Below are 26,553 nucleotides of genomic sequence, written 5' to 3' on the forward strand. Positions count from 1 at the left end.
GGCCAGGGCGATGCGGGCCTCGGCGACCTGGGCGTCGGCGCGGGCGCCGGCGAACAGCGGATCGCGCGCGGCCTTCACCCGGCGCGAGACCTCGCCGCGGGCGCGCTCGGCCAGCGCCAGGCGGTCGGCGGCCAGGGCGGCCTCGGCCTCGCCGAACACGGCCTCGACCCAGGCCAGGTCGACCTCGTGCAGCAGGTCGAGCACGCGGACGTCGTCGCGCAGCCGGGCCAGGGCGATGTCGCCCCGCGCCAAGGCCACGCGGGCGGCGCGCTTGCCGCCGCGCTCGCGGGTCTGCTCGTAGTAAAAGGTGGCCTGGGCGCGATCGACCAGGGGGTAGGGGCCCGAGCCGGCCAGGTCCTCGACGTCGACGCCGACGACGGGATTGGGACGGACGCCGGCCTGGCGCACGCCGGCCTCGGCGGCTGACAGACGGGCGGCGAGGGCGGGGCGGGCCGGATCGGCGGCGGCCGTGCGCCCCAGCGCCTGCGACAGGGTCAGGGGGCTGGCCTGCGCGGCCAGGGGCGTCGCCAGGGCGAGCGCCGTGGCGAGCAGCCAGGACCGCGCGTGGCGGCCTTGGATAGCGGAATGCATGAAAGATCCTCGAAACAGGTCGTAAGAGCGCGGCGCGGCTTCAGGCGACGTGTGCGAGGGCCTGCTTGGGCGGGCGTTCCTGCTGCGGGCCGCCGATGCCGGTCAGCCGCTGCTCGGCGAGCGCCCAGCGGCGGTCATCGACATGGCGGGCGGCCGGGCGGGGCAGGTCATCGAGCGCGCCGAACACCGAGGGGGTGTCGTGGTGGTGATGGTGGTGATGCGGCGCGACCGGATCATCGCCCAGGCCGTCGGCCGCGATGATCGAGGCGTCGAAATGCACGTCGATCGAGGTCAGGCGGCCCTGATAGACGTGATCGTGATCCTCATCGAGGGCGGCCAGGCCGCTGGGCGGGCCGTGCAGGGCGCGGTCGAGGCTGGTCATCGGCGCCTGGACGACGAACACGGCGACGAGCATGCCGGCCAGAGCCGTCATCCATCGCCTCGTCCATGCGCCCCAGGCCGAGCTCACCGAGCCCCCTTGCTTGCCGAAACCGATCTTAGCGTCGCCTCTGCGAGAACCGTTCGCAAGAGGCGTCGCCGCCTTACGTAGCCGCGGCGCCGGTCGAAGGCGCCTTGGGGATGAGGAAGCGGGGCAGCAGGCTGGCGACCACGCGGCGGCCCGCGCCGTCCGGCAGGTTCAGCATGTCGCGCAGCGGCGGACCGATAAGGGCCTCTCCGAAGGCGCTGAGCGCGATGAACAGCACGGCCGCGCCGACGCCCTCGCGGGCCTGGGCGTCCTGGGCGCCCATCTTCTCGGCGATGGCCTCGACTAGGTTCTGGACGGCCGCGCGCACGGGTTCGAGATGCGAGAGATCGCCCGAGAGGGTGATCCACGCAGCCAGCCGCCCCGCGCCACCGGTGTCAAACGCGTCGAAAACGGCGTTGACCAGCTCCAGCGGCGCGCCCTCGTCGGTCTTCAGCCGGGCGATGGCCTCGTCCAGGGCCTGCGTCAGGTCTGAGACCATCGAGCCCATCAGCGCCGACTGCAGGCCGGCGGCTGATCCGAAGTGGTGGATCAGGTTGGCGTGGGTCACGCCGATCTCGGCGGCGACCGCCGACAATGTCACGGCATCGGGTCCGCCCTTCAGCAGCAGGGCGCGCGCGGAGGCGATCGCTTCGCGGCGCGCTTCTTCGGGCACGCGGCGTCGACGGCGGGTTGCGCTTTTCTCAATTGACATCGATGTAAATGACATTCATGTAGATAAGGCTTTTTCCTTAGGCTTCAACAAGGGGAACCGCAAGTGCAAGCTGCGCCCATAGCGCCCGTACTGCGCCCAGTTCACGGCCAGAATCGCCAGCCTTCCCATGCGGCGCCTCGCCGCATCCAGCCGGTCCGCGCGATGCGGGCGTTCGGCAAGCTGGTGGCCGACAAGGAGGACACCCGCCAGGTCTTCGAGATCATGAACGCGCTGGCGGGGCGCTCGATCGAGTGGGGCTACCAGCGCCTGATGGACACGCCGCAGGGCGGCATCCAGGCCTACGAGCAGGTCGAACTGTCCGACCGCCTGCAGGACCGGCAATGGCTGGCGGGCTTTGCCGAAGGCACGGTGGGCGCGGCCTACCTGACCTTCATCGACAGCCGCAACCTGTCGGCCTACGGCCTGGCCGAGGAAAGCGCCAAGGTCGCCGACACCGAGATCGAGGCGGCCCATCCGCGGGCCTGGTACGCCCGCCGCATCCGCGACGTGCACGACATCTGGCACGTGCTGACCGGCTACCAGACCGACGCGCTGGGCGAGGCCTGCGTGGTCGCCTTCTCGCTGCCCCAGACCCGGAGCACGGGTTTTGGCCTGATCGCCGCCGGAGCGGCGGTGCAGTTCATGCGGGCGCGAACCGGCCATCCCTGCGGACGGGCCGTGCTGCAGGCCTGGCGCAACGGCCGCAGGGCCGCCTGGCTGCCCGGCGAGGACTATGTGGCGCTGATGGCCGAGCCTCTCGAAGCGGCGCGCGCGCGCCTGCGCATCCCGCGCCCCACGCTGTACGAGCGGGTGCCGGCCGAGATGCGCAACGCCTATGCCGGGAGCCAGGCATGAGCCGGCTGCTGGCGACCCTGGCCCTCGCGGTTTCGGCGATCGCCGCGCCGGCCCTGGCGCAGGAGGCGGGGCTGACCGGGCGATGGCGCACCTCGGCCGAGAACGGCGTGGTCGCGATCGAGCGCTGCGGAGACAGCTTCTGCGGCCGCCTGAAGGACGCCAAGCCGCTGCGCGCTGACCCGGACCAGCGCGACGTACGCAACCGCAACGCCGAGCTGCGCACCCGCAAGCTCAAGGACCTGACGGTGCTGGCCAATTTCTCCGGCGGACCCAAGTCGTGGTCCGGCGGTCCGCTCTATGACCCGGAGACGGGGCAGGGCGCGTCGACCGGCACGCTGACCCTGGTGGACGACGACACCCTGGCGGTCAGGGGGTGCATCGCGCCCCTGCTGTGCCGCACCCAGACCTGGAAGCGCGTGCGCTGAGCGCCGCTCAGTTTGAGTAACTGGGCCGCCGCCAGGGCGCGCCCAGCGTTCCGAGTATCCGACTTTTGACACAGCCGACGGGGGCCGCCCCGCCGGTCGGGGGATTGCGACCATGCTGATCTGGATTGGCGCCGCCGCGCTCATCGCCTTCGTGCTGACCTTCGTTCAGGCCAGGGCCGCCCTTTGGGCCGTCGCGACGGCGTTATGGATAGGCGCCGGCTTCGCGGCCGGGGTGATCGGCTCGACCGCCACGCTGGTGCTGGCCGCCATCGCCGCGCCGATCGCCGTGCTGACCACCTTCCGCCCGCTGCGCGCCGCGCTGCTGTCGGGGCCGGCCATGGGCGCCTTCGCCAGGATCATGCCGCGCATGAGCCCCACCGAGCAGGCCGCGGTCGAGGCCGGCAACGTCTGGTGGGACGCCGAGCTGTTCGCCGGCAAGCCCGACTGGAAGCGCCTGCTGGCCACGCCCGCGCCGGCGCTGTCGGCCGAGGAGCAGCGCTTCCTCGACATCGAGGCCGAGCACCTGTGCGACCTGTCGAACGACTGGGAGAGCACCTCGGTGTGGCAGGACCTGCCGCCGGCCGCCTGGGAGTACGCCCGCGACAAGGGTTTCCTGGGCATGATCATTCCCAAGCGCTACGGCGGCCTGGGCTTCTCGGCCTACGCCCATAGCCAGGTGGTGCAGAAGCTGTCGACCCGCTGCTCGGCCGCCGCCGTGTCGGTGATGGTGCCCAACTCGCTGGGCCCGGCCGAACTGCTGCTGCACTACGGCACCGACGCCCAGAAGGACCACTACCTGCCCAGGCTGGCGCGCGGCGACGAAATCCCGTGCTTCGCCCTGACCAACCCCTATGCCGGTTCTGACGCGGCCTCGATCACCGACACCGGCGTGGTCTGCCGGGGGCTGTGGAACGGCCGCGAGACGCTGGGCTTCCGGGTCAGCTGGCGCAAGCGCTACATCACCCTGGCGCCGATCGCGACGGTGATCGGCCTGGCCTTCCGCGCCGTCGACCCCGACGGCCTGCTGGGCCAGGGCGCCGAGCCGGGCATCACCTGCGTGCTGCTGCCGCGCGACCATCCGGGCGTGAACATCGGCCGCCGCCACTGGCCGCTGAACGCGGTGTTCCAGAACGGCCCGATCACCGGCGACGACGTCTTCGTGCCGATGGAGATGGTGATCGGCGGCCAGGCCCAGGTGGGCAACGGCTGGCGGATGCTGATGGAGTGCCTGGCGGCCGGCCGCGCGATCTCGCTGCCGTCGTCCAACGTGGGCATGTCCAAGCTGGCGGTCGGCATGGTCGGCGCCTATGTCGCGATCCGCCGGCAGTTCAACATGCCGATCGGCGCCTTCGAGGGCGTGCAGGAGCCGCTGGCCCGCATGGCCGGCCACCTCTACGCCTCCGACGCCTTGCGCCGCCTGGCGGCCGCGGCCCTGGACCAGGGCGAGAAGCCCTCGGTGGTGTCGGCGATCGCCAAGTATCACGTGACCGAACGCGCCCGCATCGTCGTCAACGACGCCATGGACGTGGTCGGCGGCAAGGGCGTCTGCATGGGACCGGGCAACTTCCTGGCCCGCGCCTATCAGCAGATCCCGATCGCCATCACGGTCGAGGGCGCCAACATCATGACCCGCACCCTGATCATCTACGGCCAGGGCGCGATCCGCTGCCATCCCTACGTGCTGACGCTGATGCGCACGGCGCAAAGCCAGAACCTGAAGGACTTCGACGCGGCCCTGTTCGGCTATGTCGGCTTCCTGCTGCGCAACCTGGCCCGCGCGAGCGCCTTCGCCCTGACCGGCGGTCTGCTGATCGGCAAGCCGGCGGGCGCCGCCCCGCAGCTTGGCCGCTACTACCGCGCCGCCACCCGCTACTCGACCCTGCTGGCCCTGGCCTCGGACCTGTCGATGGCCACGGTCGGCGGCGCGCTGAAGCGCAAGGGCGCCCTGACCGGACGCCTGGGCGACATGCTCTCGCAGCTCCTGATCCTGTCGAGCGCCCTCAAGCGCTTCGAGGACGAGGGGCGCCCGGCCGAGGACCTGCCGTTGGTCCACTGGGCCGCGCAGGACGCCCTGGCCCGCACGAGCGAGGCCTGGCGGGCGCTGCTGGCCAATCACCCCAGCCGCATCGCCGCCTTCGTGCTGGGCCTGGTCGGCGCCGGCGTGGGTCGCGCTGGGCCGGACGACCGCGTCGCCGCCGAAGTGGCGGGGCTGATCCAGCGCCACGGTCCGGCGCGCGACCGCCTGCTGGCCGGCTCGTGGACCCCGCGCATCGAGGTCGACCCGATCGCCGCCACGGCCGTCGCCTTCGACCTCCATCCGCAGGTGGAAGCCGTCGAGCGTCGCCTTAAGCCCGAGATCGCTTCGGGCCGCATCGCCCGCGCGCCGCAGAACCTGACCCTGTTGGACGCCTGGGCCGGCGAGGTGCAGGCCAAGGGCCTGATCTCGAGCGCCGAGCGCGACCTCTTCGCCCGCTTCGCGGTGCTGGCCGACATGGCCATCCAGGTCGACGACTTCCCGCAGGACTTCGGACTGGCCGAGGGCCTGGCGCGCCGAGGCGGCAAGCGCGCCGCCAAGCGCGAGAAGGTGGCCCAATGACCGACCGCTACCTGGAGTTCGCCAACAGCGGCCTGGGCGGCTGGATGGTCGGCGCCCTTGGCCTGCCCAAGCCCGCGCCGCTGCAACGGCGCGCCGAGGCCGGCGCCGTCGCCCTGCATCCGCTGCTGCTGGAGTCGGCCGGAAGCGGCCGGATGGGGCCGGTGCTGGAACGTGTGGCGCTGGCGTCGGGCGCGCCGCTGCGCCGGCGCTGGTCGGCCGACGAGCGCTATGGCGGCCTGGTGTTCGACGCCAGCGACTGCGTGGACGTGGCTTCGGCGAGAGCGCTGTACGCCTTCTTCCACCAGGCGGTGCGCTCGGTGGCCGAGCATGGCCGGATCGTCGTCGTCGGCACGCCCCCGGACCAGGCGGCCAGCGCCGAGGCCGAGGCGATACAGCGGGGCCTGGAGGGGTTCGTGCGCTCGCTGGCCAAGGAGGCGCGGCGCGGGATCGGGGTGCAACTGCTCTATGTGGCGCCCGGCGACGAGCAGGCTGCGGCCAGCACGCTGGACTTCCTGCTGTCGCCGCGCTCGGCCTATGTCTCGGGCCAAGTGGTGCGGGTCGCCGCGCCGGACGTCGCCGAGGACGCGCGCCTGGGCCATGCCGGCCGCCATGTGCTGGTCACCGGCGCCTCGCGCGGCATCGGCGAGGCGATCGTGCGATTGTTCGCCGCCGAGGGGGCGCAGGTCACCGCGCTGGACGTACCGGCCGCGCGCGAGGACCTGGAGGCGCTGGCCGGCGAGCTGGGCGTGCGGCCGCTGGGCCTGGACATCACCGCGGCCGAGGCGGGGTCCGCCCTGGTGACGGCGGCGCGGGCCGCGGGCGGCTTCGACGTGGTGGTGCACAACGCCGGCATCACCCGCGACCGGACCCTGGCGCGGATGGACCAGCGCGAGTGGGACAGCGTCATGGCGGTCAATCTCGGCGCGCCGCTGGCCCTGACCCGGGCGCTGCTGGAAGCCCAGGCGATCCGCCGCAACGGGCGCATCGTCGCCGTCTCCTCGCTCAGCGGCGTGGCCGGCAACATGGGCCAGACCAACTACGCGCTGTCCAAGGCCGGCTGGATCGGGGCCGTGCGCCGCCTGGCCCGCGACGGCCTGGGCGAGGGGGTGACGATCAACGCCGTGGCGCCCGGCTTCATCGAGACCCGCATGACCGCCGCCATCCCCTTCGCCATCCGCGAGGCCGGACGACGGATGAACAGCATGGGGCAGGGCGGCAGCCCGGTCGACGTGGCCGAGACCATCGCCTGGCTGGCCCATCCCGCCAGCGGCGGCGTCAACGGCCAGGTGATCCGCGTCTGCGGACAGAGCCTGCTCGGGGCCTGACCATGACCGACATGGCCGAACCGGTCTCGACCCTGGCCCTGGCGGGCGGGGCCCTGCGGGGACTGCTGCGCCGGGGCGGGGCGTTTCCGGACGCGACGCTGGAGGCGGGCGGGGTGTGGCTGCGCCGCGAGGCGATCGCCGCCTATGCCGAGCTCTGCGGCTTTGATCCCCGCGCCGGGGTTCCGCCGACCTTTCCGCACATCCTGGCCTTTCCGCTGCAGATGCGGCTGATGCTGGCGGCGGACTTCCCCTATCCGGTGATGGGGCTGGTGCACCTCTCCAACCGCATCCGGCAACATGCGCCGCTGAAGGCGGGGGACCGCCTGGCCGTCAGCGTGCGCACCGGGCGCCTGCTGGCGCACGACAAGGGCCAGGCCTTCTCGCTGGAGACCACGGCGCGGCGCGACGGGCTGGTCGTGTGGGAGGGGGCCAGCGTCTACCTCCGGCTGGGCGCGCCGGGGCGGGGCGATCCGGCGCCCGTCGTCGACGGCGGGCCGGCCGACGCGCTGGTCGGCGCCTGGTCGCTGCCGGCGGATCTGGGCCGGGCCTATGCACGCGTGTCGGGCGACGCCAACCCGATCCACACCTCGGCCCTTGGGGCCCGGCTGTTCGGCTTCAAGCGGGCCATCGCCCACGGCATGTGGGTCAAGGCCCGGGCCGTGGCGGCGCTGACCCAGGGCCGGGCCGTCGAGGCGGGCGAGGTCGAGGTCGCCTTCCGCGCGCCGGTGCTCCTGCCCGGGCGGGTCCAGCTGCTGGCCGGTCCCGAGGGGCCGGAGCGCCTCTTCGAAATCAAGGACGCCCAGGGCGCGCGCACCCACCTGCGCGGCCGCCTGAGCCTCAAGACACAGGACCTTTCATGCTGACCCTGCCCGCGCCGCGGCGCGTCGCCATCCTCGGCGGCAGCCGCATACCGTTCGCGCGCTCCAACACCGCCTACGCGCAGGCCTCCAACCAGGAGATGCTGACCGCGGCCCTGCAGGGCCTGGCCGACCGTTTCAACCTGCACGGCCTGAGGCTGGGCGAGGTGGCGGCGGGCGCGGTGCTCAAGCACTCGCGCGACATCGCCCTGACGCGGGAGGCGCTGCTCTCGACGACGATCGGCCACGACACCCCGACCTACGACGTCGTCCAGGCCTGCGGCACGGGGCTGGAGGCGGCGATCCTGGTGGCCAACAAGATCGCGCTGGGCCAGATCGACGTTGGGATCGCTGGTGGCGTCGACACCACCTCGGACGCGCCGATCGCGCTGAACGAGGGCTTCCGCAAGGCGCTGCTGGCGGCCAATCGCGAGAAGACCAACGGCGGCAAGGTCAAGGCGCTGCTGGGGGCTGGCCTGGCCGCGCCGTTCAGGCCCGAGCCGCCGCGCAACGCCGAGCCCCGCACGGGCCTGTCGATGGGCGAGAGCTGCGAGGTGATGGCCAAGCACTGGAGCATCCCGCGCGCCGAGCAGGACGCCCTGGCCGTGCGCAGTCACCAGCGGATGGCCAAGGCCTATGCCGACGGGCTGTTCGACAGCCTGGTGGTTCCGTTCCGGGGGCTGAAGCGCGACAACAACCTGCGGCCCGACATCGACCCGGCCAAGATCGCCACGATGAAGCCGGTGTTCGACCGTGAGCACGGCACCCTGACGGCGGCCAACTCCACGCCCCTGACCGACGGCGCCTCGACGGTGCTGCTGGCCAGCGAAGAGTGGGCCAAGGCGCGGGGGCTGCCGGTGCTGGCCTACCTGCGGGCGGGCGAGACCGCGGCGGTGGACTTCGTCAAGGGCGACGAGGGCCTCTTGATGGCCCCGGCCTACGCCGTGCCGCGGATGCTGGGAAAGCTGAACCTCTCCCTGCAGGACTTCGACTACTACGAGATCCACGAGGCCTTCGCCGCCCAGGTGCTGTGCACGCTGAAGGCCTGGGAGAACGAGGCCTACGCCCGCACGCGGCTAGGGCTGGACCGGGCGCCCGGCGCGATCGATCGCGAGAAGCTGAACGTGCATGGCAGTTCGCTGGCGGCGGGCCATCCGTTCGCGGCCACCGGCGGGCGGATCCTGGCGCATCTGGCGACCATGCTGGACCGCAGGGGAAGCGGCCGGGGGCTGATCTCGATCTGCGCCGCGGGCGGCCAGGGCGTGGTGGCGGTGCTCGAGAAATGACGGACGCCCAGACCCTCGCCGCCGACGCCGACCGCCTGTGGGCCGAACGCTTCTGGACCCGCAGCTACCGCGCCGACGTGCCGGCCACGATCGACGACGAGCTGGCGCTGTGGCGCTCGGTCGGCGAGCTGTTCGAGGCCGACGCCAGCCGCTATGCCGATCGGACCGGCTTCGTCAGCCTGGGCACGGGCGTCAGCTACGGCCGTGCGCTCGCCGAGGCCAAGGCCTTCGCGGCCTGGCTGCAGGCGGTCGGCGTGCGGCAGGGCGAGCGGGTGGCGCTGATGATGCCCAACTGCCTGCAGTATCCGGTGGCGCTGTTCGGCACGCTGATGGCCGGCGCCGTGGTGGTCAACGTCAACCCGCTCTACACGCCGCGCGAGCTGCGCCACCAGCTGGAGGACAGCGGCGCGGTGGCCATCGTGGCCATGGAGATGTTCGCCCGCACGCTGGAGCAGGCCATCGAGGGCACGGCGATCCGCCATGTGGTCGTCACGGCCATGGGTGACATGATGGGCCCGGCCAAGGGCGCAGCGGTCAACGCCATGATGCGCCATGTCGAGAAGCTGGTCCCGAAGTGGCGGCTGCCAGGCGCGTTGCGCTGGCCGTCGATGATGCGCAGGGCGCGGCGGCTGAAGCCGGCGCCCGTCGAGATCCACCCGGGAGATCTGGCGTTCCTGCAGTACACGGGCGGCACGACCGGCGTGGCCAAGGGGGCCATGCTGACCCACCGCAACATCATCGCCAACGTGCTGCAGGGCCGGGCCTGGATCATGACCCAGATCCCGCAGGACCAGGCCGTCGGCAACGTGACGATGCTGCCGCTCTACCATGTGTTCTCGCTGACCGCGAACCTCCTGATGTTCGTCGGCGTGGGCGGGCGCAACATCCTGATCGCCAATCCGCGCGACGCCAAAAGGGTGGAGTGGGTGCTGCGCAACGAGCGCTTCACCGGGCTGACGGGGCTGAACACGCTCTTCACCAGCCTGCTGAACAACGAGGCGTTCCGCAGCCGGGACTTCTCGGACCTGCGCCTGACGATCGCCGGCGGCATGGCCACCCAGCGCAGCGTCGCCGAGGAGTGGCAGGACGTCACCGGCGCGCCGGTGATCGAGGGCTACGGCCTGACCGAGTGCTCGCCGGTGGTCTGCATCGGCTATGTCGACATCGACAATCCGCAGACCATGGGCTTCGACGGCACGGTGGGCCTGCCCGTGCCGTCGACCGAGGTGCGCATGCGCCGCGACGACGGCTCCTGGTGCGGGATCGACGAGCCGGGCGAGCTTTGCGTGCGCGGCCCGCAGGTGATGAAGGGCTACTGGGGCCATCCCGACGAGACGGCCAAGGTGCTGTCGGCCGACGGCTGGCTGGCCACCGGCGACATCGGGGTGATGCAGGCCGACGGCCGCGTGAAGCTGCTGGACCGGCTAAAGGAGATGATCCTGGTCTCGGGCTTCAACGTCTATCCCAGCGAGATCGAGGACGTGGTCGCCGCCCATCCGCTGGTCGAGGAGGTCGCCGCCGTCGGCGTGCCCGACCCGGTGCAGGGCGAGCGCATCAAGATCGTGGTCGTGCGCCGCTCGGCCGACCTGACGTCAGAGGCCCTGGTCGCCCACTGCCGCGAGCGCCTGACGGCCTACAAGGTGCCCCGCATCGTCGAGTTCCGGGCCGAGCCGCTGCCAAAGACGCCGGTGGGCAAGGTGCTGCGGCGCGAGTTGAAGTAGGGGTTCTGTAGCCCATTCAGCTCGTCATCCCGGCCGCAGCGAAGCGGAGAGCCGGGACCCAGGAGCCGACGCATTGCCTGTGGCCGCTGGGTCCCGGGTCTACGGCCCGCTTCGCGGCCCTCCGCCCGGGATGACGTGGATTTCTAGCTTATCGAAGGACGAGGATGGCGCGCGACACCCGCCGCCCGCGTCAGCACGATCCCGAACACGGCCGCCAGCGGGAACATCAGCACGCCGTAGACCGCGGCCGGCAGACTCATTTCCGGTCGTTGCAGCACCGATTGGGCCACCACGATGGCCAGGGCCGCGTTGTGCAGACCCACCTCGAAGGCGCTGGCGATGGCCTGCTCGCGGGCCACGCGCAGCAGGCGCGGAACCACGAAGCCCACCGTCAGGCTGAGCAGGCAGAAGACGACGGTGACGCCGGCCAGGCCGACGACCTCGTCCTTCAGGGTGGCGATGTTGGCGGCGACGGCCGCGCCGATCAGCAGGGTCAGGAACGCCACCGACACCACGCGCACCGGTCGGTCCATGGCGTCGGCGAAAGCCGGGCGCAGGCGGCGGACCAGCATGCCAAGCGCCACCGGGCCCAGCACCACCAGGAAGACCTCGACCGTCTTGGAGAAGCGCAGGCCGACGCTCAGTTCGCCGGGCTGGAAGAAGGCGACCGACAGGTTGACGACGATCGGCAGGGTGACGACGGCCAAAACCGAGTTGATCGCGGTGAGGCTGATGTTGAGCGCGACGTCGCCGCGGAACAGGTGGCTGTAGAGATTGGCCGCCGTGCCGCCCGGCGAGGCGGCCAGCAGCATCAGGCCTACGGCCGTCTCCGGCGGCAGGCCAAACAGCAGGGCCAGGCCAAAGCCCAGCACCGGCAGCAGCAACAGCTGGCACGACAGGGCGACGACGGCGGCGCGCGGACGCCGGCCGACGCGGGCGAAGTCGGCCGGCGTCAGGCTGAGGCCCAGGCCGAACATGATCAGGCCCAGGGCCGCGGGCAGGGCGACCGTGGTCAACGGCGAGGCCAGAGCGTCGGCGCCCATGGTTCAGACTGCTCCGGCCAGGGCGCGGCCGGCGGCCAGGCCCGAGAAGATGCAGCCGCCCAGGAACGTGCCTTCCAGGGCGTTGTAGCCGTGCAGCCCGCCGCCGCCGAAGCCTGCGGCCTCGCCGGCCGCATACAGCCCCTCGAGCACGCCGCCATCCGGCGTCAGCACGCGGCCCGAAAGGTCGGTCTGCAGGCCGCCCAGCGACTTGCGCGTCAGGACGTGCAGCTTGACCCCGATCAGCGGTCCGGCGGCGGGATCCAGAATCCGGTGCGGCGCGGCCGTGCGGGCCAGCCGGTCGCCCAGAGAGCGGCGGCTGTTATGGATGCCCATGACCTGCAGGTCCTTGGCGAAGGGATTGCCCATCTGGGCGTCGCGGTCTTCGATCTGGCGGCGGATCAGGGCCGGGTCGAGCAGCGGCGCCGCCGTCAGGGCGTTCATCTTGCCGACCAGCTCCTCCAGATTCGCCGAGACCACGAAGTCGACGCCGTTGCGCTTGAAGGCGTCGACCTCGGGCGGCGCGCCCTTGCCGAGGCGCGACTTCAGCAGCGACAGCCGGCGGCGGTTGGTGATGTCGCCGTTCTGCTCGGAACCGGAGAGGGCGAACTCCTTCTCCATGATCTTCTGGCTGACGATGAACCAGGAGTGGTCGTGTTCGGCCAGGTCGGGCGTGGTGCGCAAGTGGCGCAGCGTGGCGATGGTGTCGTAGCCGGGCAGGGCGGGGAAGGGCAGGCGCCGTCCCAGGGCGTCGAACCACATCGACGACGGGCCCGGCAGGATGCGGATCGCATGCCTGGGCCAGATCGGGGCCCAGTTCTGGACGCCCTCGACATAGTGCCACATGCGGTCGCGGTTCACGAGGCGGGCGCCGGCGTCGGCGGCGATGTCGAGCATCCGGCCGTCGACATATTCGGGCACGCCGGTGATCATGCTTTTCGGCGGCGCGCCCAGGCGCTCGGGCCAATAGCGGCGGACCAGATCGTGATTGCCGCCGATGCCGCCGGTGGCCAGCACGACCGCGCCGGCCTTGAGGGTGAAGTCGCCGACCACCTGCCGGTTCGACGGCGCCCCGCGCGGCGCGTCGTCGGCCGCCAGCACGGCGCCGGAGACGCCGGTCACGCGGCCGGCCTCGACGATCAGCCGATCGACGCGATGGCGATGATGGAAGCTCAGCACGCCCCGGCCGGCGGCCTGGCGGGCGCGATCGGCGAACGGTTCGGAGACCCCGGTGCCGGTGCCCCAGGCGACGTGGAAGCGCGGAACCGAATTGCCGTGGCCCAGGGCCTGGCCGGCGCCGCGCTCGGCCCAGCCGACCATCGGCGTCAGCGTGATCCCGTGTCGCCGCAGCCAGTCGCGCTTGTCGCCGGCGGCGAACTCGACATAGGCGCGGCCCCAGCGGATGGCCCATTCGTCCTGCGGCAGGGCGCCGTCCAGCCGGTCCCAGTCGGCGCTGCCCAGCCAGTCGCGCCAGGCCAGGTCGAGGCTGTCGCGGATGCCCAGGCGCCGCTGCTCGGGCGAGTTCACCAGGAACAGGCCGCCGAACGACCAGAAGGCCTGGCCGCCCAGGTTGGCGGCGTTCTCCTGGTCGACCAGCGCCACGCGCTTGCCCGCCTGGACCAGTTCGTTGGCGGCCACCAGCCCGGCCAGCCCGCCCCCGACGACGATGACGTCAGCGTCCATTCCTTGCCCTCCCGTGCGGCGCAGACATTGTCCGTTTTTACAGCGATGTAAATATTAATTCCACGTCAGGCAGGGGCCCTAGGTAGCCGTACGGAGCTTACGTCAGGGAACTGAACATCGGTGTAAGTAATGTATTGACATGCTAGTGAATAGGTAGATCGTACAACCCAACCGTCGGCGGATCCGCCAATGCCGTCGGAGATTGATTTGGGGCGGGGGAAACGTTCATCGGCCTGGACGGAGAGCTGGGCCGAGGTAGGGGAGGATAGGGCATGGCTTCATCAGCCCGCGCACGCGCGCGTCTGGCTGTCACCGCGTCGATTTTCGCGCTCGCCGCCGGGGCGGGCCAGGCCTTCGCGCAGGAAGTGACGCAAGTCGAAGACATCATCGTCACGGCCCAGAAGCGTTCGGAATCGATCCAGGACGTGCCGATCGCGGTTTCGGCCCTGTCTTCCGAAAGCCTGAACGAACTGAAGATCGAGGGTGGCTCGGAACTGATGCGGGCCGTGCCCAACGTGTCGTTCTCGAAGGCCAACTTCAGCATGTACAACTTCTCGATCCGCGGGGTCGGGACCAAGGCGATTTCGGCCAGCAGCGACCCCGCCGTGGCCGTCAGCTTCAACTCCACGCCGCTGATCCGCAACCGCCTGTTCGAACAGGAGTACCTGGACGTGCAGCGCGTGGAAGTGCTGCGCGGGCCCCAGGGCACGCTGTACGGTCGCAACGCCACGGGCGGCGTGGTCAACATGATCCCGAACCTGCCGGGCCGGGAATTCGAGGGCTTCATCAAGGGCGAGGTCGGCAACTACGACAGCCGCCGGATGCAAGGCGTGATCAACGTGCCGGTGGGCGAGACCTTCGCCCTGCGCCTGGCCGGTTCGGCCACCCAGCGCGACGGCTTCGACTACAACAGCTTCAACGACACCAAGGTCAACAACCGCGACCTGTGGTCCACGCGCCTGTCGGCCGCGTGGGAGCCGACCAGCCGCTTCCGCACCAACTTCATCTGGGAGCACTTCGAGGAAGACGACCAGCGCTCGCGCACCGGCAAGCAGCTGTGCACCACCGATCCTGGCCCCACCCAGATCGGCACGGTTGCGGTGACCAACTCGATCCTTCGCAACCGCCTCAGCCAGGGCTGCCTGCCCGGGTCGCTCTATGACGACGCGGCCTATGGCGTGCCCAACGGCGGCGCCTTCGCCCACATCTTCCTGGCGTCGTTCTCGTACGGCCGCAACGCGGCGGGCCAGAACGTCTCGGCCATCCCGCTGGGCACCGACCCCTATGCCGGCCTGACCCAGTCGCGCGACCTGCGCGAGATCGCCACCAGCTACGACCCGATCTTCCGGGTGAAGAACGACGTCTTCCAGTTCAACATGGAATTCGACCTGAACGACAACCTGAAGCTCATCTCGCAGACGGCCTACGCCAAGGACGACTACTACTCGTCCCAGGACTACAACCGCTTCGTCTCGAACCCGATCTTCAGCAACTCGGACGGCCTGTTCAACCTGCTGAACCAGCCGTATATCAACGCCACCACGCCGACGCCGGGCGGATACTACACCGATCCGCAGCTTGGCCGTTCCAACCGGATGGTCTCGGCCGACCTGTCGCGGTCCGACAACCGTCAGTGGACCCAGGAACTGCGCCTGCAGTCCAGCTATGACGGCCGCTTCAACTTCAGCCTCGGCGCCAACTACATCGACTTCAAGTCGAACGACGACTATTTCGTCTTCAACAACGTGTTCACGTTCCTGGCCGAGTACTACTACAACTACATCCCCGGGCAGGCGCCCAACATCCTGCGCCCGACCGAGCGCTGCACGCCGCAGACGACCAAGGAATGCGTGTACGTCGACTACTCGCCGCTGAACCAGCTCGAGGGCGACGGCCACAACTACTTCCGCAGCAAGAACCAGATCCACACCCGTTCATGGGGCGTGTTCGGCGAGGCCTATTACGACCTGACGCCGCAATGGCGCGTGACCGCGGGCCTGCGCTACACCGACGACCGCAAGGTCAGCACGCCCTATCCGAGCCAGCTGCTGCTGGGCGGCGACCGCGGCAATCCGGGTCCGCTGTCGGGCGGCTATGTCAGCCGCGGCTATCCGGCCCTGCCGGACATCGACCAGCAATGGGACGCGCTCACCGGCCGCCTGGTGGTCGACTGGAAGCCGACCGTCAGCTTCACCGACGAGACCATGGTCTACGCCTCGTTCTCGCGCGGCTACAAGGGCGGCGGCGCCAACCCGCCGCGGGTCGACATCAACCCGACCGTCATCCAGTACCAGCCGCTGCCCGAGACCTTCGATCCCGAATACGTCAACGCGTTCGAGATCGGCGCCAAGAACACCCTGGCCGGCGGCAAGCTGCGGCTGAACGCGACGGCCTTCTACTACGACTACAAGGACTACCAGGTCTCGCAGATCGTCGACCGGATCTCGCTGAACGAAAACTTCGACTCCCGCACCTGGGGCGTCGAGCTCGAGGCCGTGTTCCGGCCGAACCGCAATTTCCGCGTCGACGCCAACCTCGGCTACCTGAACACCAAGATCGACGACGGGGAGGGGTCCATCGACGTGATGAACCGCACCCAGGGCAACAGCGAGTGGACCGTGCTGCGTCCCTGGCTGCAGGTTCCGTCGAACTGCATCGCGCCGACCCGGCACGTGCAGACGATCCTGTCGCGGCCGTTCCCGGCGGAGCAGACGGCGATCGCCCTGCAGGCGCTGTGCGGCGGCTCGCTGCGGACCGGTACGTTCAACCCGAACTTCAGCTCGATCGCGCCGTTCTGGAGGCTGTACGGCTTCACCTACGATCCGCTGACGGAAGCCCCGAACGGCGGCCGCGGCTTCGAGGCCGACCTGAGCGGCAACGAACTGCCCAACGCCCCCAACTGGACCGCCAACATCGGCGCCCAGTACACCTTCCACCGCGACGACTGGGCCCTGACCCTGCGCGGCGACTACTACTACCAGGGCGAAAGCTACGCCCGGGTCTACAACACCACCTACGACCGCCTGAAGTCGTGGGACAACGTCAACATCTCGGCCACGCTCGAGCGTCCCGCCGACGGCCTCGTCATCCAGGCCTACGTCAAGAACCTGTTCGACAAGACGCCGATCACCGACGCCTTCACCAACAGCGACGACACGGGCCTGACCACCAACGTCTTCACGCTCGATCCGCGCCTCGTCGCGGTCAGCGTCTCCAAGCGCTTCTAGCGCTCGATCTCGGTGACTCGCCGCCTCGGGAAACCGGGGCGGCGACCTTTTCGCCGCCTCCTCGGGGGTGCGGCGCGCGTTGTCGTCTTTTCACTATAACGCATTGAATTTTATGTATTTTTGGTTTGACTCCTTACACGATTGATAGTTGCATGTAGCTCGACCTCCAATGAGGGGTTGCACAAAATAATCGTAGGAGGAGACGTCATGTTGAAGAGCGCTTCTGTTCTCGCCGCCGCCGTCCTGGCCGCCGCTGGTTTCGCCGGCGTGGGTTCGGCCCAGGCCCAGACCATCTCGCCGGCCAACACCGGCTTCACCCTGAGCGGCACGCTGCAGCTCAGCCAGTCGACCACCGTCAACTGCGCGGTCTCGCTGAACGGCACGACCAACGTCGGCGGCACCGGCGCCTCGATCACGAGCGGCTCGTTCGCTCCTGGCGACTGGCAGTGCGGCTGGCTGGTTTCGCCCAGCAGCTTCCCCTGGGCCGTCACCCTGACGGGCGGCACCGGGATCTCGATCTCGGGCATCGGCGCCAACTCGATCCTGGGCAACTGCTCGGGCGTGGTCGCCACCACCTGGACCAACCCCACCACCACTCCGACGGTCCAGCCGAGCAGCGTGAGCTTCTCCAACCACAGCATCCCGGGCTCGCCGAGCACCTGCTACATCACCGGCACCCTGGTCAGCAGCCCGAACCTCACCGTCACGCCGTAAGGCGTCGGCGGCGGAATGGGATCCTGATCCTTTCCCCCCTCGTCTCGCCGGGAGCCTCCCCACGGGCTCCCGGCGTTTCTTTTTCGGCTTGCTGGCGATCGCGCCGCCCCGGCCGGCGGCTGGGCGCTTGACGCGGAGGCGCGTCCGACAGACCGTCCGCGGACGAAGAGGGCAGGGAGCCCTTCCGAAGGGGGACACGTCATGGCGCGGGCGAAGAGCCGAACCTGGGCGACGAGGGCCGGATTGGGCGTTGCGGGCCTGGCGCTGTCGGTTCTGGCCGCCTCGGCCCAGGTGCAGCCGCCGCCCGCCACGGACGGCATCTACGGCGTGTGGCGCAATCCCAAGGGCAGCGTCCACGTCGAGATCAAGCCCTGCGGGCCGGAGGTCTGCGGCTATGTGGTGTGGGCCAACGACGAGGCGCGGACGGACGCGCGCAAGGGCTCGGGCGGCGAGCTTCTGGGACGTCAGCTTCTGAGAGACTTCACGCCCAGCGACAAGGGCGAATGGCGCGGCAAGGTCTTCGCGCCGGACGTCAACATGACGTTCTCTGGCCGGGTGCTGGTGCTGGACGCCGGCAAGCTGCGGGCCAAGGGTTGCGTGCTCGGCAACTTCCTCTGCAAGACCCAGGTCTGGACCCGCGTCGCCTGAGGGCGACGCGGGCAGAACCCTTCGATCAGGCGCCGGCCTTGGCCTTGGCGCGGATGCGCCGGCGGCGGTCGAGGCTCAGCGCGACCAGCGTGGCCACCGCGCCCGAGGCCAGATAGAGGCCGATGGCGGGCAGGCCCCAGTAGCTGGCCAGCGCCAGGGCGGCCAGCGGCGCGAAGCCCGCGCCGACCAGCCAGGAGAGGTCGGAGACCACGGCCGAGCCGGTATAGCGGTAGTGGCGCAGGAAGCCCGAACTGACCGCGCCCGAGGCCTGGCCGAACGACAGGCCCAGGATCGCAAAGCCCGCCACGACATAGACCGTCTGGCCCACGCTGCCGGCGTCGAGCAGCCACGGCGCGGCCAAGCTGAACACGCCGATCAGCACGGCCGACAGGGCCAGCTGGTTCTGGCGGCTGATGCGGTCGGCGATCCAGCCGGAAGCCATGATCCCGACCACCCCGACGAGGGCGCCGGCCAGCTCGATGCGCAGGAAGTTCAGCGCCTCGCCGCCGTCGTCATGCAGGCTGACCCAGGAGAGCGGGAAGACGGTGACCAAGTGGAACATGGCGAAGGTGGCCAGCGGCGCGAAGGCGCCGATCAGCACGTTGCCGCCCTGGGCCTTCAGCAGGCTGGTGATCGGCACGGGGCTGAGCTGACCCTTCTCGAACAGCTTGCCGAACTCTTCGGTGGCGACGATGCGCAGGCGGGCGAACAGGGCCACGACGTTGATGGCGAAGGCCGCGAAGAACGGATAGCGCCAGCCCCAGTCGAGGAAGTCGCCCGAGCTCAAGCTGGCGACGAAGTAGGCGAACAGGCCGCTGGCCAGCATGAAGCCGAACGGCGCGCCCAGCTGCGGGATCATGGCGTACCAGCCGCGCTTCTTTTCGGGCGCGTTCAGCGCCAGCAGCGAGGCCATGCCGTCCCAAGCGCCGGCCAGCGCCAGGCCCTGGCCGATGCGGAAGGCCGCAAGCGCCCAGATCGCCGTCGCGCCGGCGGTGGCGTAGCCCGGCAGGAAGCTGATGGCCGCAGTCGAGCCGCCCAGCAGGAAGAGGGCGATGGTCAGCTTGACCCCGCGACCGTAGTTGCGGTCGATCGCCCCGAAGATCGCCGAGCCGATCGGCCGCGCCACGAAGGCCAGCGAGAAGATGGCGAAGGAGCACAGCACCCCCGTCAACCGGTCGACGAAGGGGAAGAAGAGCTGCGGGAACACCAGCACCGAGGCGATGGCGTAGACAAAAAAGTCGAAGAATTCCGAGGTTCGCCCGATGATCACGCCGATGGCGATCTCGCCGGGGCGCACCCCCTTGTGATCGGCATGCAATCGCCGTGCGTCGCGCTCTAGGCCCGATGACGTCGGAATTGCGAAATCCTGGTTCATGCAGCTACGCGCCTTGTTCCTGTTGTTTTCGTCCCAAACTCTTTTCAAGCCGCCTTTTCGACGGTCTTGAGTCCGAGCATGAGACCAACTTGCCCTTTCTGGCAAACGTCTTGAGGCCTCTTCGGCTCCGCTCGGAGAACACGGCTTCGTGTGATAAGGCTGCCCCTAGGACAAATGGTCCAATGTCACGCACTGGCGGACTGGCTTAACGGCGCCGCCAACGTCCGTAGTCCAGGTCCCTCATGACACCGAGTTCCTTGAAGAAGCTCGCCCTGTTGCCCGTGCTGCTCATGCTGAGCGGCTGCGACTGGGTGGTGATGAATCCGTCGGGTGATATCGCCGCGCAGCAGCGCGACCTGATCATCCTGTCCACCGTGCTGATGCTGATCATCATCGTGCCGGTGATCTTCCTCACCCTGTTCTTCGCCTGGAAGTACCGGCAGTCGAACAAGACGGCCAAGTACGATCCCGACTGGCACCACTCGACCAAGCTCGAGATCGTGATCTGGGCCGCCCCGCTGGTGATCATCATGATCCTGGGCGCCGTGACCTGGACCAGCACCCACCTGCTGGACCCCTATCGCCCGCTCGACCGCCTGGCGCCGGGCCGCACCGCCGAAGGCGTCAAGCCGCTGAAGGTGCAGGTCGTCGCGCTCGACTGGAAGTGGATGTTCATCTACCCCGAGCTGGGCATCGCCACGGTCAACGAACTGGCCGCGCCGGTCGACACCCCGATCGACTTCGACCTGACCGCTTCGTCGGTGATGAACTCGTTCTACGTGCCCGCCCTGGCCGGCCAGATCTACGCCATGCCGGGCATGCGCACGAAGCTGCACGCCGTGATCAACAAGCCGGGCGTCTATGACGGCTTCTCGGCCAACTACAGCGGCGAGGGCTTCTCGCACATGCGCTTCAAGTTCCACGGCATGAACCGTGCGGACTTCGACAAGTGGGCCGCCGAGGTCCGCAAGAGCAGCGACCGTCTCGATGGAACCCGCTACCTGGTGCTCGAAAAGCCCAGCGAGAAGGTTCCGCCCCAGCGCTTCGCCTCGGTCGAGGCCGGCCTGTTCGACAAGGCGGTCAACCGCTGCGTCGAGCCGGGCAAGATGTGCCAGCACGACATGATGGCCATCGACAAGTCGGGCGGCCTGGGCATGGCCGGCGTCTACAACGTCACCACGCTCGAATACGACAAGCGGACCCGGCGCGGGGAGGGCGGCATCCGCTCGTTCATCGCCGCGCTCTGCGCCCCCAAGTCCGCGCCCGCCGAAGCGCGCTGATCAAGCCTAGAGATCACTCATGTCCCCGGACCTCGTAAAAACGATCTTCGGCCGTCTCACATGGGACGCCATTCCTCTTCACGAACCCATCCTGATCGGCACCTTCGGTGTCGTCGCCCTGGGTGGGATCACCGTCCTGGCCGCCCTGACCTACTTCAAGGTCTGGGGCTACCTGTGGCGTGAGTGGCTGACCAGCGTCGACCACAAGAAGATCGGGGTGATGTACATCATCCTGGCCATCATCATGCTGCTGCGCGGCTTCGCCGACGCCCTGATGATGCGCGCCCAGCAGGCCATCGCCTTCGGCGACGCGGCCGGCTACCTGCCGCCGCACCACTACGACCAGGTCTTCACCGCCCACGGCGTGATCATGATCTTCTTCGTGGCGATGCCRCTGATCACCGGCCTGATGAACYTCGTCGTGCCGCTGCAGATCGGCGCSCGCGACGTGGCSTTCCCGTTCCTGAACAACTTCAGCTTCTGGATGACSGTSGGCGGCGCGATCACGGTGATGCTGTCGCTGTTCGTCGGCGAGTTCGCCCGCACCGGCTGGCTGGCTTATCCGCCGCTGTCTGGATTGGCGTACAGTCCAGACGTAGGGGTCGACTACTACATCTGGTCGCTGCAGATCGCGGGCGTGGGCACCACCCTGTCGGGCATCAACCTGATCGTCACGATCGTGAAGATGCGCGCCCCGGGCATGAGCCTGATGAAGATGCCGGTGTTCACCTGGACCTCGCTGTGCAGCAACGTCCTGATCGTCGCCAGCTTCCCGATCCTGACCGCCGTCCTGGCCCTGCTGTCGTCTGACCGCTACCTCGGCACCAACTTCTTCACGAACGACTTCGGCGGCAACCCGATGATGTACGTGAACCTCATCTGGATCTGGGGTCACCCCGAGGTCTACATCCTGGTCCTGCCGGCCTTCGGCGTGTTCTCGGAAGTCGTCTCGACCTTCTGCAGCAAGCGCCTGTTCGGCTACAGCTCGATGGTCTACGCCACGGTCGTCATCACGATCCTGTCGTACATCGTGTGGCTGCACCACTTCTTCACCATGGGCTCGGGCGCCAGCGTGAACTCGTTCTTCGGGATCACGACGATGATCATCTCGATCCCCACGGGGGCGAAGATCTTCAACTGGCTGTTCACGATGTACCGCGGCCGCATCCGCTTCGAAGTGCCGATGATGTGGACCGTCGGCTTCATGGTCACCTTCGTCATCGGCGGCATGACCGGCGTCCTGCTGGCCGTTCCGCCCGCCGACTTCGTCCTGCACAACTCGCTGTTCCTGATCGCCCACTTCCACAACGTGATCATCGGCGGCGTGGTGTTCGGCATGTTCGCCGGCATCGTGTACTGGTTCCCGAAAGCCTTCGGCTTTAAGCTGGACCCGTTCTGGGGCAAGCTGTCGTTCTGGTTCTGGCAGATCGGCTTCTTCTTCGCCTTCATGCCGCTCTACGTGCTGGGCCTGATGGGCGTGACCCGTCGCGTCAGCCACTTCGAAGACCACAGCCTGCAGATCTGGTTCGTGATCTCGGCCTTCGGCGCCGTGCTGATCCTGTTCGGCATCATCTCGTTCGTGATGCAGATGGTCGTCGGCTTCCTGAAGCGCGAGCAGTACGCCGACAAGACGGGCGACCCCTGGGGCGGCCGTACGCTGGAATGGTCGACCTCGTCGCCGCCGCCGGCCTACAACTTCGCGTTCACGCCGGTGATCCACGAGATCGACGCATGGCACGACATGAAGCAGCGCGGCTACGTGCGTCCGACGACCGGGTTCATCCCGATCCACATGCCGAAGAACACCGGCGCGGGCGTCGTCCTGGCCGGGATCTCGGTGGTCGTCGGCTTCGCGATGATCTGGCAGATCTGGTGGCTGGCGGTGATCTCGTTCGTGGCTCTCGTGGCCTCGGCGATCATCCACACCTTCAACTTCAAGCGTGACTACTACATTCCGGCCGAGGAGGTCGTCCGTGTCGAGGACGCCCGCACCGAAGCCCTGCGGAGCCTCGCGTAACCATGGCCCACGCCCAAGCCCTGACCGAAGCGGACAAGGACCGCTTCTACCTCACCGAGGACCACCATCCGGAGAACGGGACCCTGCTGGGGTTCTGGATCTACCTGATGAGCGACTGCCTGATCTTCGCGGTCCTCTTCGCCTGTTACGCCGTGCTCGGCCGCAACTACGCGGCCGGCCCCTCGGGGGCGGATCTGTTCGATCTGCCCATCGTGGCGGTCAACACCGCGCTGCTGCTGTTCTCGTCGATCACCTACGGCTTCGCCATGATCTCGGCCCAGGCCAAGAAGGTGAAGCCGACCCTGGCCTGGCTGGCCGTCACCGGCCTGCTCGGTCTCGGGTTCCTGTCGCTGGAACTGTACGAGTTCAACCACCTCATCCATGAGGGCGCCGGTCCGCAACGCAGCGCGTTCCTGTCGTCGTTCTTCGTGCTCGTCGGCACCCACGGCCTGCACGTGACCTTCGGCTGCATCTGGCTCGTTACGCTCATGGTCCAGGTCGCCAAGCGCGGCCTCGGCGGCGAGATGAAGCGTCGCCTGATGTGCCTGTCGATGTTCTGGCACTTCCTCGACGTCATCTGGATCGGCGTCTTCTCGTTCGTCTACCTGCTCGGAGTCCTGAAATGAGCGCGGCCAGCCACGACGCGCACCACGCGCATGAGCATGATGACCATGGGCACGGGCACGACCATGACGGCGGCGCCCACGGCACGCTGAAGGACTATGTGATCGGCTTCGTGCTGGCGGTGATCCTCACCGCCATCCCGTTCTGGCTGGTCATGGGCGACGTGCTGCCCAACAACCAGATGACCGCCCTGGCGGTCATGGGCCTGGCGGTGATCCAGGTGCTGGTCCACATGATCTACTTCCTTCACATGAACTCGCGTTCGGAAGGCGGCTGGACCATGCTGGCCCTGGTGTTCACCCTGGTCGTGGTGGTGATCACGCTCTCGGGTTCGCTGTGGGTGATGCACAACCTCGACACCCACATGATGGCCCCGATGCCGCACGACATGCGGGAAGTTCCGTGACGAAGTCCGGCGGCCGAGCCGCCCGGACGATCGCCCTGGTCGGGCTCTGCCTGGCCTTCACGGCGATCTTCCTGGCGCTCGGCGGCTGGCAGGTCCAGCGCAGGGCCTGGAAGCTCGACCTGATCGCTCGGGTCGAGCAGCGCATCCATTCAGAGCCTTCCCCGCCGCCCGGCCCCGACCGCTGGGCGGGCGTCACCCAGGCCAGCGACGGCTATCGCCGCCTGCGCCTGACGGGGCGCTTTCTTCACGACCGCGAGACTCTGGTCCAGGCCGTGACCAACGAGGGTCCCGGCTTCTGGGTCCTGACCCCGCTTTCCACCGACCAGGGCTTCGACGTTCTCGTCAACCGCGGCTTCGTTACGGCCGAACGCCGCGCGCCGGGCGCGCGCCTGGCCGCCCAGGTCGATGGCCCCGTCAGCGTCGTTGGTCTGCTGCGCCTGACCGAGCCCCACGGCGGCTTCCTGCGCAAGAACGCCCCGACCGAGAACCGCTGGTACTCCCGCGACGTCGCCGCCATCGGGCAGGCGAGGGGCCTTTCGAACCTCGCGCCCTATTTCGTCGACGCCGACGCTGCGCCCAATCCGGGCGGCTGGCCGATCGGCGGCCTGACGGTGGTGAAGYTCCCCAACAGCCACCTCGTCTACATGCTCACCTGGTTCGGCCTGGCGCTGCTGACCGGCGGGGCGGCGGTCTATGTTCTGTTCGACGCGCGCCGGAACCGGGTTAAAGAGACCCCATGACGCCTACCGCCCGCATCCTGATCGCCGGCATGTCGGGCTGGCTTTCGGGAGCGCGGGCCGCGGACAACGCGGCGGGCCCCGCCGACGCCATCGCCCGCCAGAACATGCTGCAGCTGATCCACCTGCGCTGGATCGCCGTGGTCGGCCAGGTGGTCACCATCCTGGCGGTGCACTTCAGCCTGGGCTTCCACCTGCCGCTGGCGGCGATGATGCTGGTGCTGCTGGTCCTGGTGGCGCTGAACCTCTTCAGCCTGCTGCGCCTGAAGAGCGCCAAGCCGATCGGCCCCTACGACCTGTTCCTGGCCCTGGCGCTCGACTCCCTGGCGCTGACCGCCCAGCTCTATTTCAGCGGCGGGGCGACCAACCCGTTCACGACCCTCTACCTGCTGCACGTGATCCTGGGCGTGGTGCTGCTGGAGGTGTGGGCGACCTGGGCGATCGTGTTCCTGACCAGCTTCTGCTTCCTGCTGCTGGTGGCCGCCAACCGGCCGGTGATCGCCAGCGGCCTCAGCGACCAGGCGTTCTTCGGCCTGTTCATCATGGGCATGATGATGGGCGTCGTCCTGGACGCGGTTCTGCTGGTGACCTTCGTCTCGCGCATCAACAGCAACCTGCGCCGCCACGACGCCCACCTGGCCGAGCTGCGCCAGCGGGCGGCCGAGGAGACCCACATCGTCCGCATGGGCCTCTTGGCCTCTGGCGCCGCGCACGAGCTGGGCACGCCGCTGGCGACGCTGGACGTCATCCTGGGCGACTGGCGGCGCATGAAGGTGTTCGCCAAGCATCCGGAGCTGGCCCAGGAGCTCGAGGACATGCGCGGCGAKGTCAAGCGCTGCAAGGACATCGTCACCGGGGTGCTGCTGTCGGCCGGCGAGGCCCGCAGCGGCGAGGTGCGCGCCAGCACCCTGCGCGCCTTCCTCGACGAGGTGGTCGACGAGTGGCGGACCACTCGCGACGGCGAGGTTCTGACCTATGCGCCGGACCTGTCGGGCGTCACCCCGATCGTCGCGGAATCGACGCTCAAGCAGGTGATCCACAACGTGCTGGACAACGCCCGCGACGCCTCGCCCCACGCGGTGCGGATGAGCGCGCATGTCGCCGACGGCTGGATCGTCGTCTCGGTCGAGGACCAGGGCCCCGGCTTCACCGCCGAGACGCTGGAGAACCTCGGCACGCCCTACAATTCGACCAAGGGCAGGGCAGGGGGCGGCCTGGGCCTCTTCCTGGTGGTCAACGTGCTGCGCAAGCTGGGTGGGGAGGTCTTGGCGGCCAACCGGCCCGAGGGCGGCGCGCGCGTGGTGCTCAGCCTGCCCCTGGCGTCGCTGCAGATCGGGAGGCGTCATGCCCGCTGAACGCAAGCTGATCATCGTCGAGGACGACGAGAAGTTCGCCGCCACGCTGAAGAAGTCGTTCGAGCGCCGGGGCTATCAGGTCGTGCACGTGCATGGGCTGGACGAGGCCCTGGTGGCGCTTGAGACCTTCGCGCCGCGCTACGCCGTGGTCGACCTGAAGCTGGCCGGCGAGTCGGGCCTGTCCTGCGTGCAGGCGCTGATCGCCCGCGATCCGGAGATGCTGATCGTGGTGCTGACCGGCTTCGCCAGCATCGCCACGGCGGTGGAGGCCATCAAGCTGGGCGCCTGCCACTACCTGGCCAAGCCCTCGAACACCGACGACATCGAGGCCGCCTTCGAAAAGCGCGAGGGCGACGCCGGCGCGGCCATCGGCGAGCGCGCGACCTCGATCAAGAACCTGGAATGGGAGCGGATCCACCAGACCCTGGTCGAGACCGACTTCAACATTTCCGAGACCGCCCGGCGGCTGGGCATGCACCGCCGGACCCTGGCGCGGAAGCTGGAGAAGCGCCGGATCACGTGAGGCCACATTACGGCCCCGCTTTTATTTACAAGAAAGTGCATAAGAGGCCTTGCAACTCGCGGCTGTGATGCGGCTGGATGCCCCCGATGT

Annotated in this window: 22 protein-coding genes and 2 pseudogenes; 18 read left to right on the plus strand and 6 right to left on the minus strand. The window is 69.0% G+C overall.

Annotation, left to right across the window (positions count from 1 at the left end):
• The 3 genes and pseudogenes from AC1DCG_RS01520 to AC1DCG_RS01530 form a co-directional block, all read right to left on the minus strand.
• A pseudogene (locus tag AC1DCG_RS01520) lies at positions 1 to 591 on the minus strand (TolC family protein); the annotation flags it as partial.
• Between the two features lie 40 nt (positions 592 to 631).
• Positions 632 to 1,024 carry a hypothetical protein gene (locus AC1DCG_RS01525; RefSeq protein WP_477028129.1) on the minus strand — a complete coding sequence of 131 codons (393 nt, stop codon included), beginning with the start codon at positions 1,022 to 1,024 and terminating at the stop codon, positions 632 to 634.
• A gap of 109 nt (positions 1,025 to 1,133) precedes the next feature.
• A complete protein-coding gene (locus AC1DCG_RS01530; protein ID WP_477028128.1) occupies positions 1,134 to 1,730 on the minus strand; it encodes a TetR/AcrR family transcriptional regulator in 597 nt (198 codons plus the stop codon).
• Between the two features lie 102 nt (positions 1,731 to 1,832).
• Between AC1DCG_RS01530 and AC1DCG_RS01535 the strand changes: the two genes are divergently transcribed.
• The 8 genes and pseudogenes from AC1DCG_RS01535 to AC1DCG_RS01570 all read left to right on the plus strand — a co-directional run.
• Entirely contained in the window at positions 1,833 to 2,624 is a 792-nt protein-coding gene (locus AC1DCG_RS01535) for a Coq4 family protein (RefSeq protein WP_477028127.1), read from the plus strand.
• Positions 2,621 to 3,049 (plus strand): DUF2147 domain-containing protein, encoded by a 429-nt coding sequence (locus AC1DCG_RS01540; protein ID WP_477028126.1) that lies wholly within the window; start codon positions 2,621 to 2,623, stop codon positions 3,047 to 3,049. The genes AC1DCG_RS01535 and AC1DCG_RS01540 overlap by 4 nt, the downstream gene beginning before the upstream one ends.
• A 112-nt stretch (positions 3,050 to 3,161) precedes the next feature.
• The gene (locus AC1DCG_RS01545; RefSeq protein WP_477028125.1) at positions 3,162 to 5,645 is read left to right on the plus strand and encodes an acyl-CoA dehydrogenase; all 2,484 of its coding nucleotides are present in this window, start codon (positions 3,162 to 3,164) and stop codon (positions 5,643 to 5,645) included.
• Positions 5,642 to 6,970 carry a 3-oxoacyl-ACP reductase gene (locus AC1DCG_RS01550; RefSeq protein ID WP_477028124.1) on the plus strand — a complete coding sequence of 443 codons (1,329 nt, stop codon included), beginning with the start codon at positions 5,642 to 5,644 and terminating at the stop codon, positions 6,968 to 6,970. Before AC1DCG_RS01545 ends, AC1DCG_RS01550 begins: the two co-directional genes overlap by 4 nt.
• Before the next feature lie 2 nt (positions 6,971 to 6,972).
• Entirely contained in the window at positions 6,973 to 7,833 is an 861-nt protein-coding gene (locus AC1DCG_RS01555) for a MaoC/PaaZ C-terminal domain-containing protein (protein WP_477028123.1), read from the plus strand.
• Positions 7,827 to 9,113, plus strand: coding sequence for an acetyl-CoA C-acetyltransferase (locus tag AC1DCG_RS01560; protein WP_477028122.1), 1,287 nt, complete (start codon positions 7,827 to 7,829; stop codon positions 9,111 to 9,113). The genes AC1DCG_RS01555 and AC1DCG_RS01560 overlap by 7 nt, the downstream gene beginning before the upstream one ends.
• Positions 9,110 to 10,834, plus strand: a complete 1,725-nt coding sequence (locus tag AC1DCG_RS01565; protein ID WP_477028121.1) for an AMP-binding protein — start codon at positions 9,110 to 9,112, stop codon at positions 10,832 to 10,834. The genes AC1DCG_RS01560 and AC1DCG_RS01565 overlap by 4 nt, the downstream gene beginning before the upstream one ends.
• Positions 10,835 to 10,850: 16 nt before the next feature.
• Positions 10,851 to 10,968, plus strand: a pseudogene (locus AC1DCG_RS01570) (hypothetical protein); the annotation flags it as partial.
• Positions 10,969 to 10,977: 9 nt separating this feature from the next.
• On the opposite strand, the gene AC1DCG_RS01575 reads toward AC1DCG_RS01570, so the two are convergent.
• Positions 10,978 to 11,877 carry a bile acid:sodium symporter family protein gene (locus AC1DCG_RS01575; RefSeq protein WP_477028120.1) on the minus strand — a complete coding sequence of 300 codons (900 nt, stop codon included), beginning with the start codon at positions 11,875 to 11,877 and terminating at the stop codon, positions 10,978 to 10,980.
• Between the two features lie 3 nt (positions 11,878 to 11,880).
• Entirely contained in the window at positions 11,881 to 13,557 is a 1,677-nt protein-coding gene (locus AC1DCG_RS01580) for an FAD-binding dehydrogenase (protein WP_477036453.1), read from the minus strand.
• A 272-nt stretch (positions 13,558 to 13,829) separates the two neighbouring features.
• Between AC1DCG_RS01580 and AC1DCG_RS01585 the strand changes: the two genes are divergently transcribed.
• The 3 genes from AC1DCG_RS01585 (at position 13,830) to AC1DCG_RS01595 (ending at position 18,146) form a co-directional block, all read left to right on the plus strand.
• The gene (locus AC1DCG_RS01585; RefSeq protein ID WP_477028118.1) at positions 13,830 to 16,784 is read left to right on the plus strand and encodes a TonB-dependent receptor; all 2,955 of its coding nucleotides are present in this window, start codon (positions 13,830 to 13,832) and stop codon (positions 16,782 to 16,784) included.
• 207 nt (positions 16,785 to 16,991) lie between these two features.
• The gene (locus AC1DCG_RS01590) at positions 16,992 to 17,498 is read left to right on the plus strand and encodes a protein activator of alkane oxidation PraB (RefSeq protein ID WP_477028117.1); all 507 of its coding nucleotides are present in this window, start codon (positions 16,992 to 16,994) and stop codon (positions 17,496 to 17,498) included.
• 201 nt (positions 17,499 to 17,699) lie between these two features.
• Positions 17,700 to 18,146, plus strand: coding sequence for a DUF2147 domain-containing protein (locus AC1DCG_RS01595; RefSeq protein ID WP_477028116.1), 447 nt, complete (start codon positions 17,700 to 17,702; stop codon positions 18,144 to 18,146).
• Positions 18,147 to 18,171: 25 nt separating this feature from the next.
• Here AC1DCG_RS01595 and AC1DCG_RS01600 read toward each other — a convergent pair whose 3' ends face one another.
• Entirely contained in the window at positions 18,172 to 19,521 is a 1,350-nt protein-coding gene (locus AC1DCG_RS01600) for an MFS transporter (protein ID WP_477036454.1), read from the minus strand.
• 242 nt (positions 19,522 to 19,763) lie between these two features.
• Here AC1DCG_RS01600 and cyoA point away from each other — a divergent pair, with 242 nt between their 5' ends.
• The 7 genes from cyoA to AC1DCG_RS01635 are packed head-to-tail and all read left to right on the plus strand — an operon-like array spanning position 19,764 to position 26,463.
• Positions 19,764 to 20,801 carry a ubiquinol oxidase subunit II gene (gene cyoA, locus AC1DCG_RS01605; RefSeq protein ID WP_477028114.1) on the plus strand — a complete coding sequence of 346 codons (1,038 nt, stop codon included), beginning with the start codon at positions 19,764 to 19,766 and terminating at the stop codon, positions 20,799 to 20,801.
• Between the two features lie 19 nt (positions 20,802 to 20,820).
• On the plus strand, positions 20,821 to 22,818 hold the full coding sequence (gene cyoB, locus AC1DCG_RS01610; protein ID WP_477041346.1) for a cytochrome o ubiquinol oxidase subunit I: 1,998 nt from the start codon (positions 20,821 to 20,823) through the stop codon (positions 22,816 to 22,818).
• Between the two features lie 2 nt (positions 22,819 to 22,820).
• Positions 22,821 to 23,444 (plus strand): cytochrome o ubiquinol oxidase subunit III, encoded by a 624-nt coding sequence (gene cyoC, locus AC1DCG_RS01615; RefSeq protein ID WP_277795432.1) that lies wholly within the window; start codon positions 22,821 to 22,823, stop codon positions 23,442 to 23,444.
• Positions 23,441 to 23,848 carry a cytochrome o ubiquinol oxidase subunit IV gene (cyoD, locus tag AC1DCG_RS01620; RefSeq protein WP_477028111.1) on the plus strand — a complete coding sequence of 136 codons (408 nt, stop codon included), beginning with the start codon at positions 23,441 to 23,443 and terminating at the stop codon, positions 23,846 to 23,848. The genes cyoC and cyoD overlap by 4 nt, the downstream gene beginning before the upstream one ends.
• Complete coding sequence (locus AC1DCG_RS01625) at positions 23,845 to 24,588, plus strand: SURF1 family protein (protein ID WP_477041347.1); 744 nt, start codon at positions 23,845 to 23,847, stop codon at positions 24,586 to 24,588. The genes cyoD and AC1DCG_RS01625 overlap by 4 nt, the downstream gene beginning before the upstream one ends.
• A complete protein-coding gene (locus AC1DCG_RS01630; protein ID WP_477041348.1) occupies positions 24,585 to 25,940 on the plus strand; it encodes an ATP-binding protein in 1,356 nt (451 codons plus the stop codon). Before AC1DCG_RS01625 ends, AC1DCG_RS01630 begins: the two co-directional genes overlap by 4 nt.
• A complete protein-coding gene (locus AC1DCG_RS01635) occupies positions 25,930 to 26,463 on the plus strand; it encodes a response regulator transcription factor (protein ID WP_165255740.1) in 534 nt (177 codons plus the stop codon). The genes AC1DCG_RS01630 and AC1DCG_RS01635 overlap by 11 nt, the downstream gene beginning before the upstream one ends.
• Positions 26,464 to 26,553 lie beyond the last annotated feature (90 nt).

The sequence above is a fragment of the Caulobacter sp. 10L414 genome (assembly GCF_056395525.1).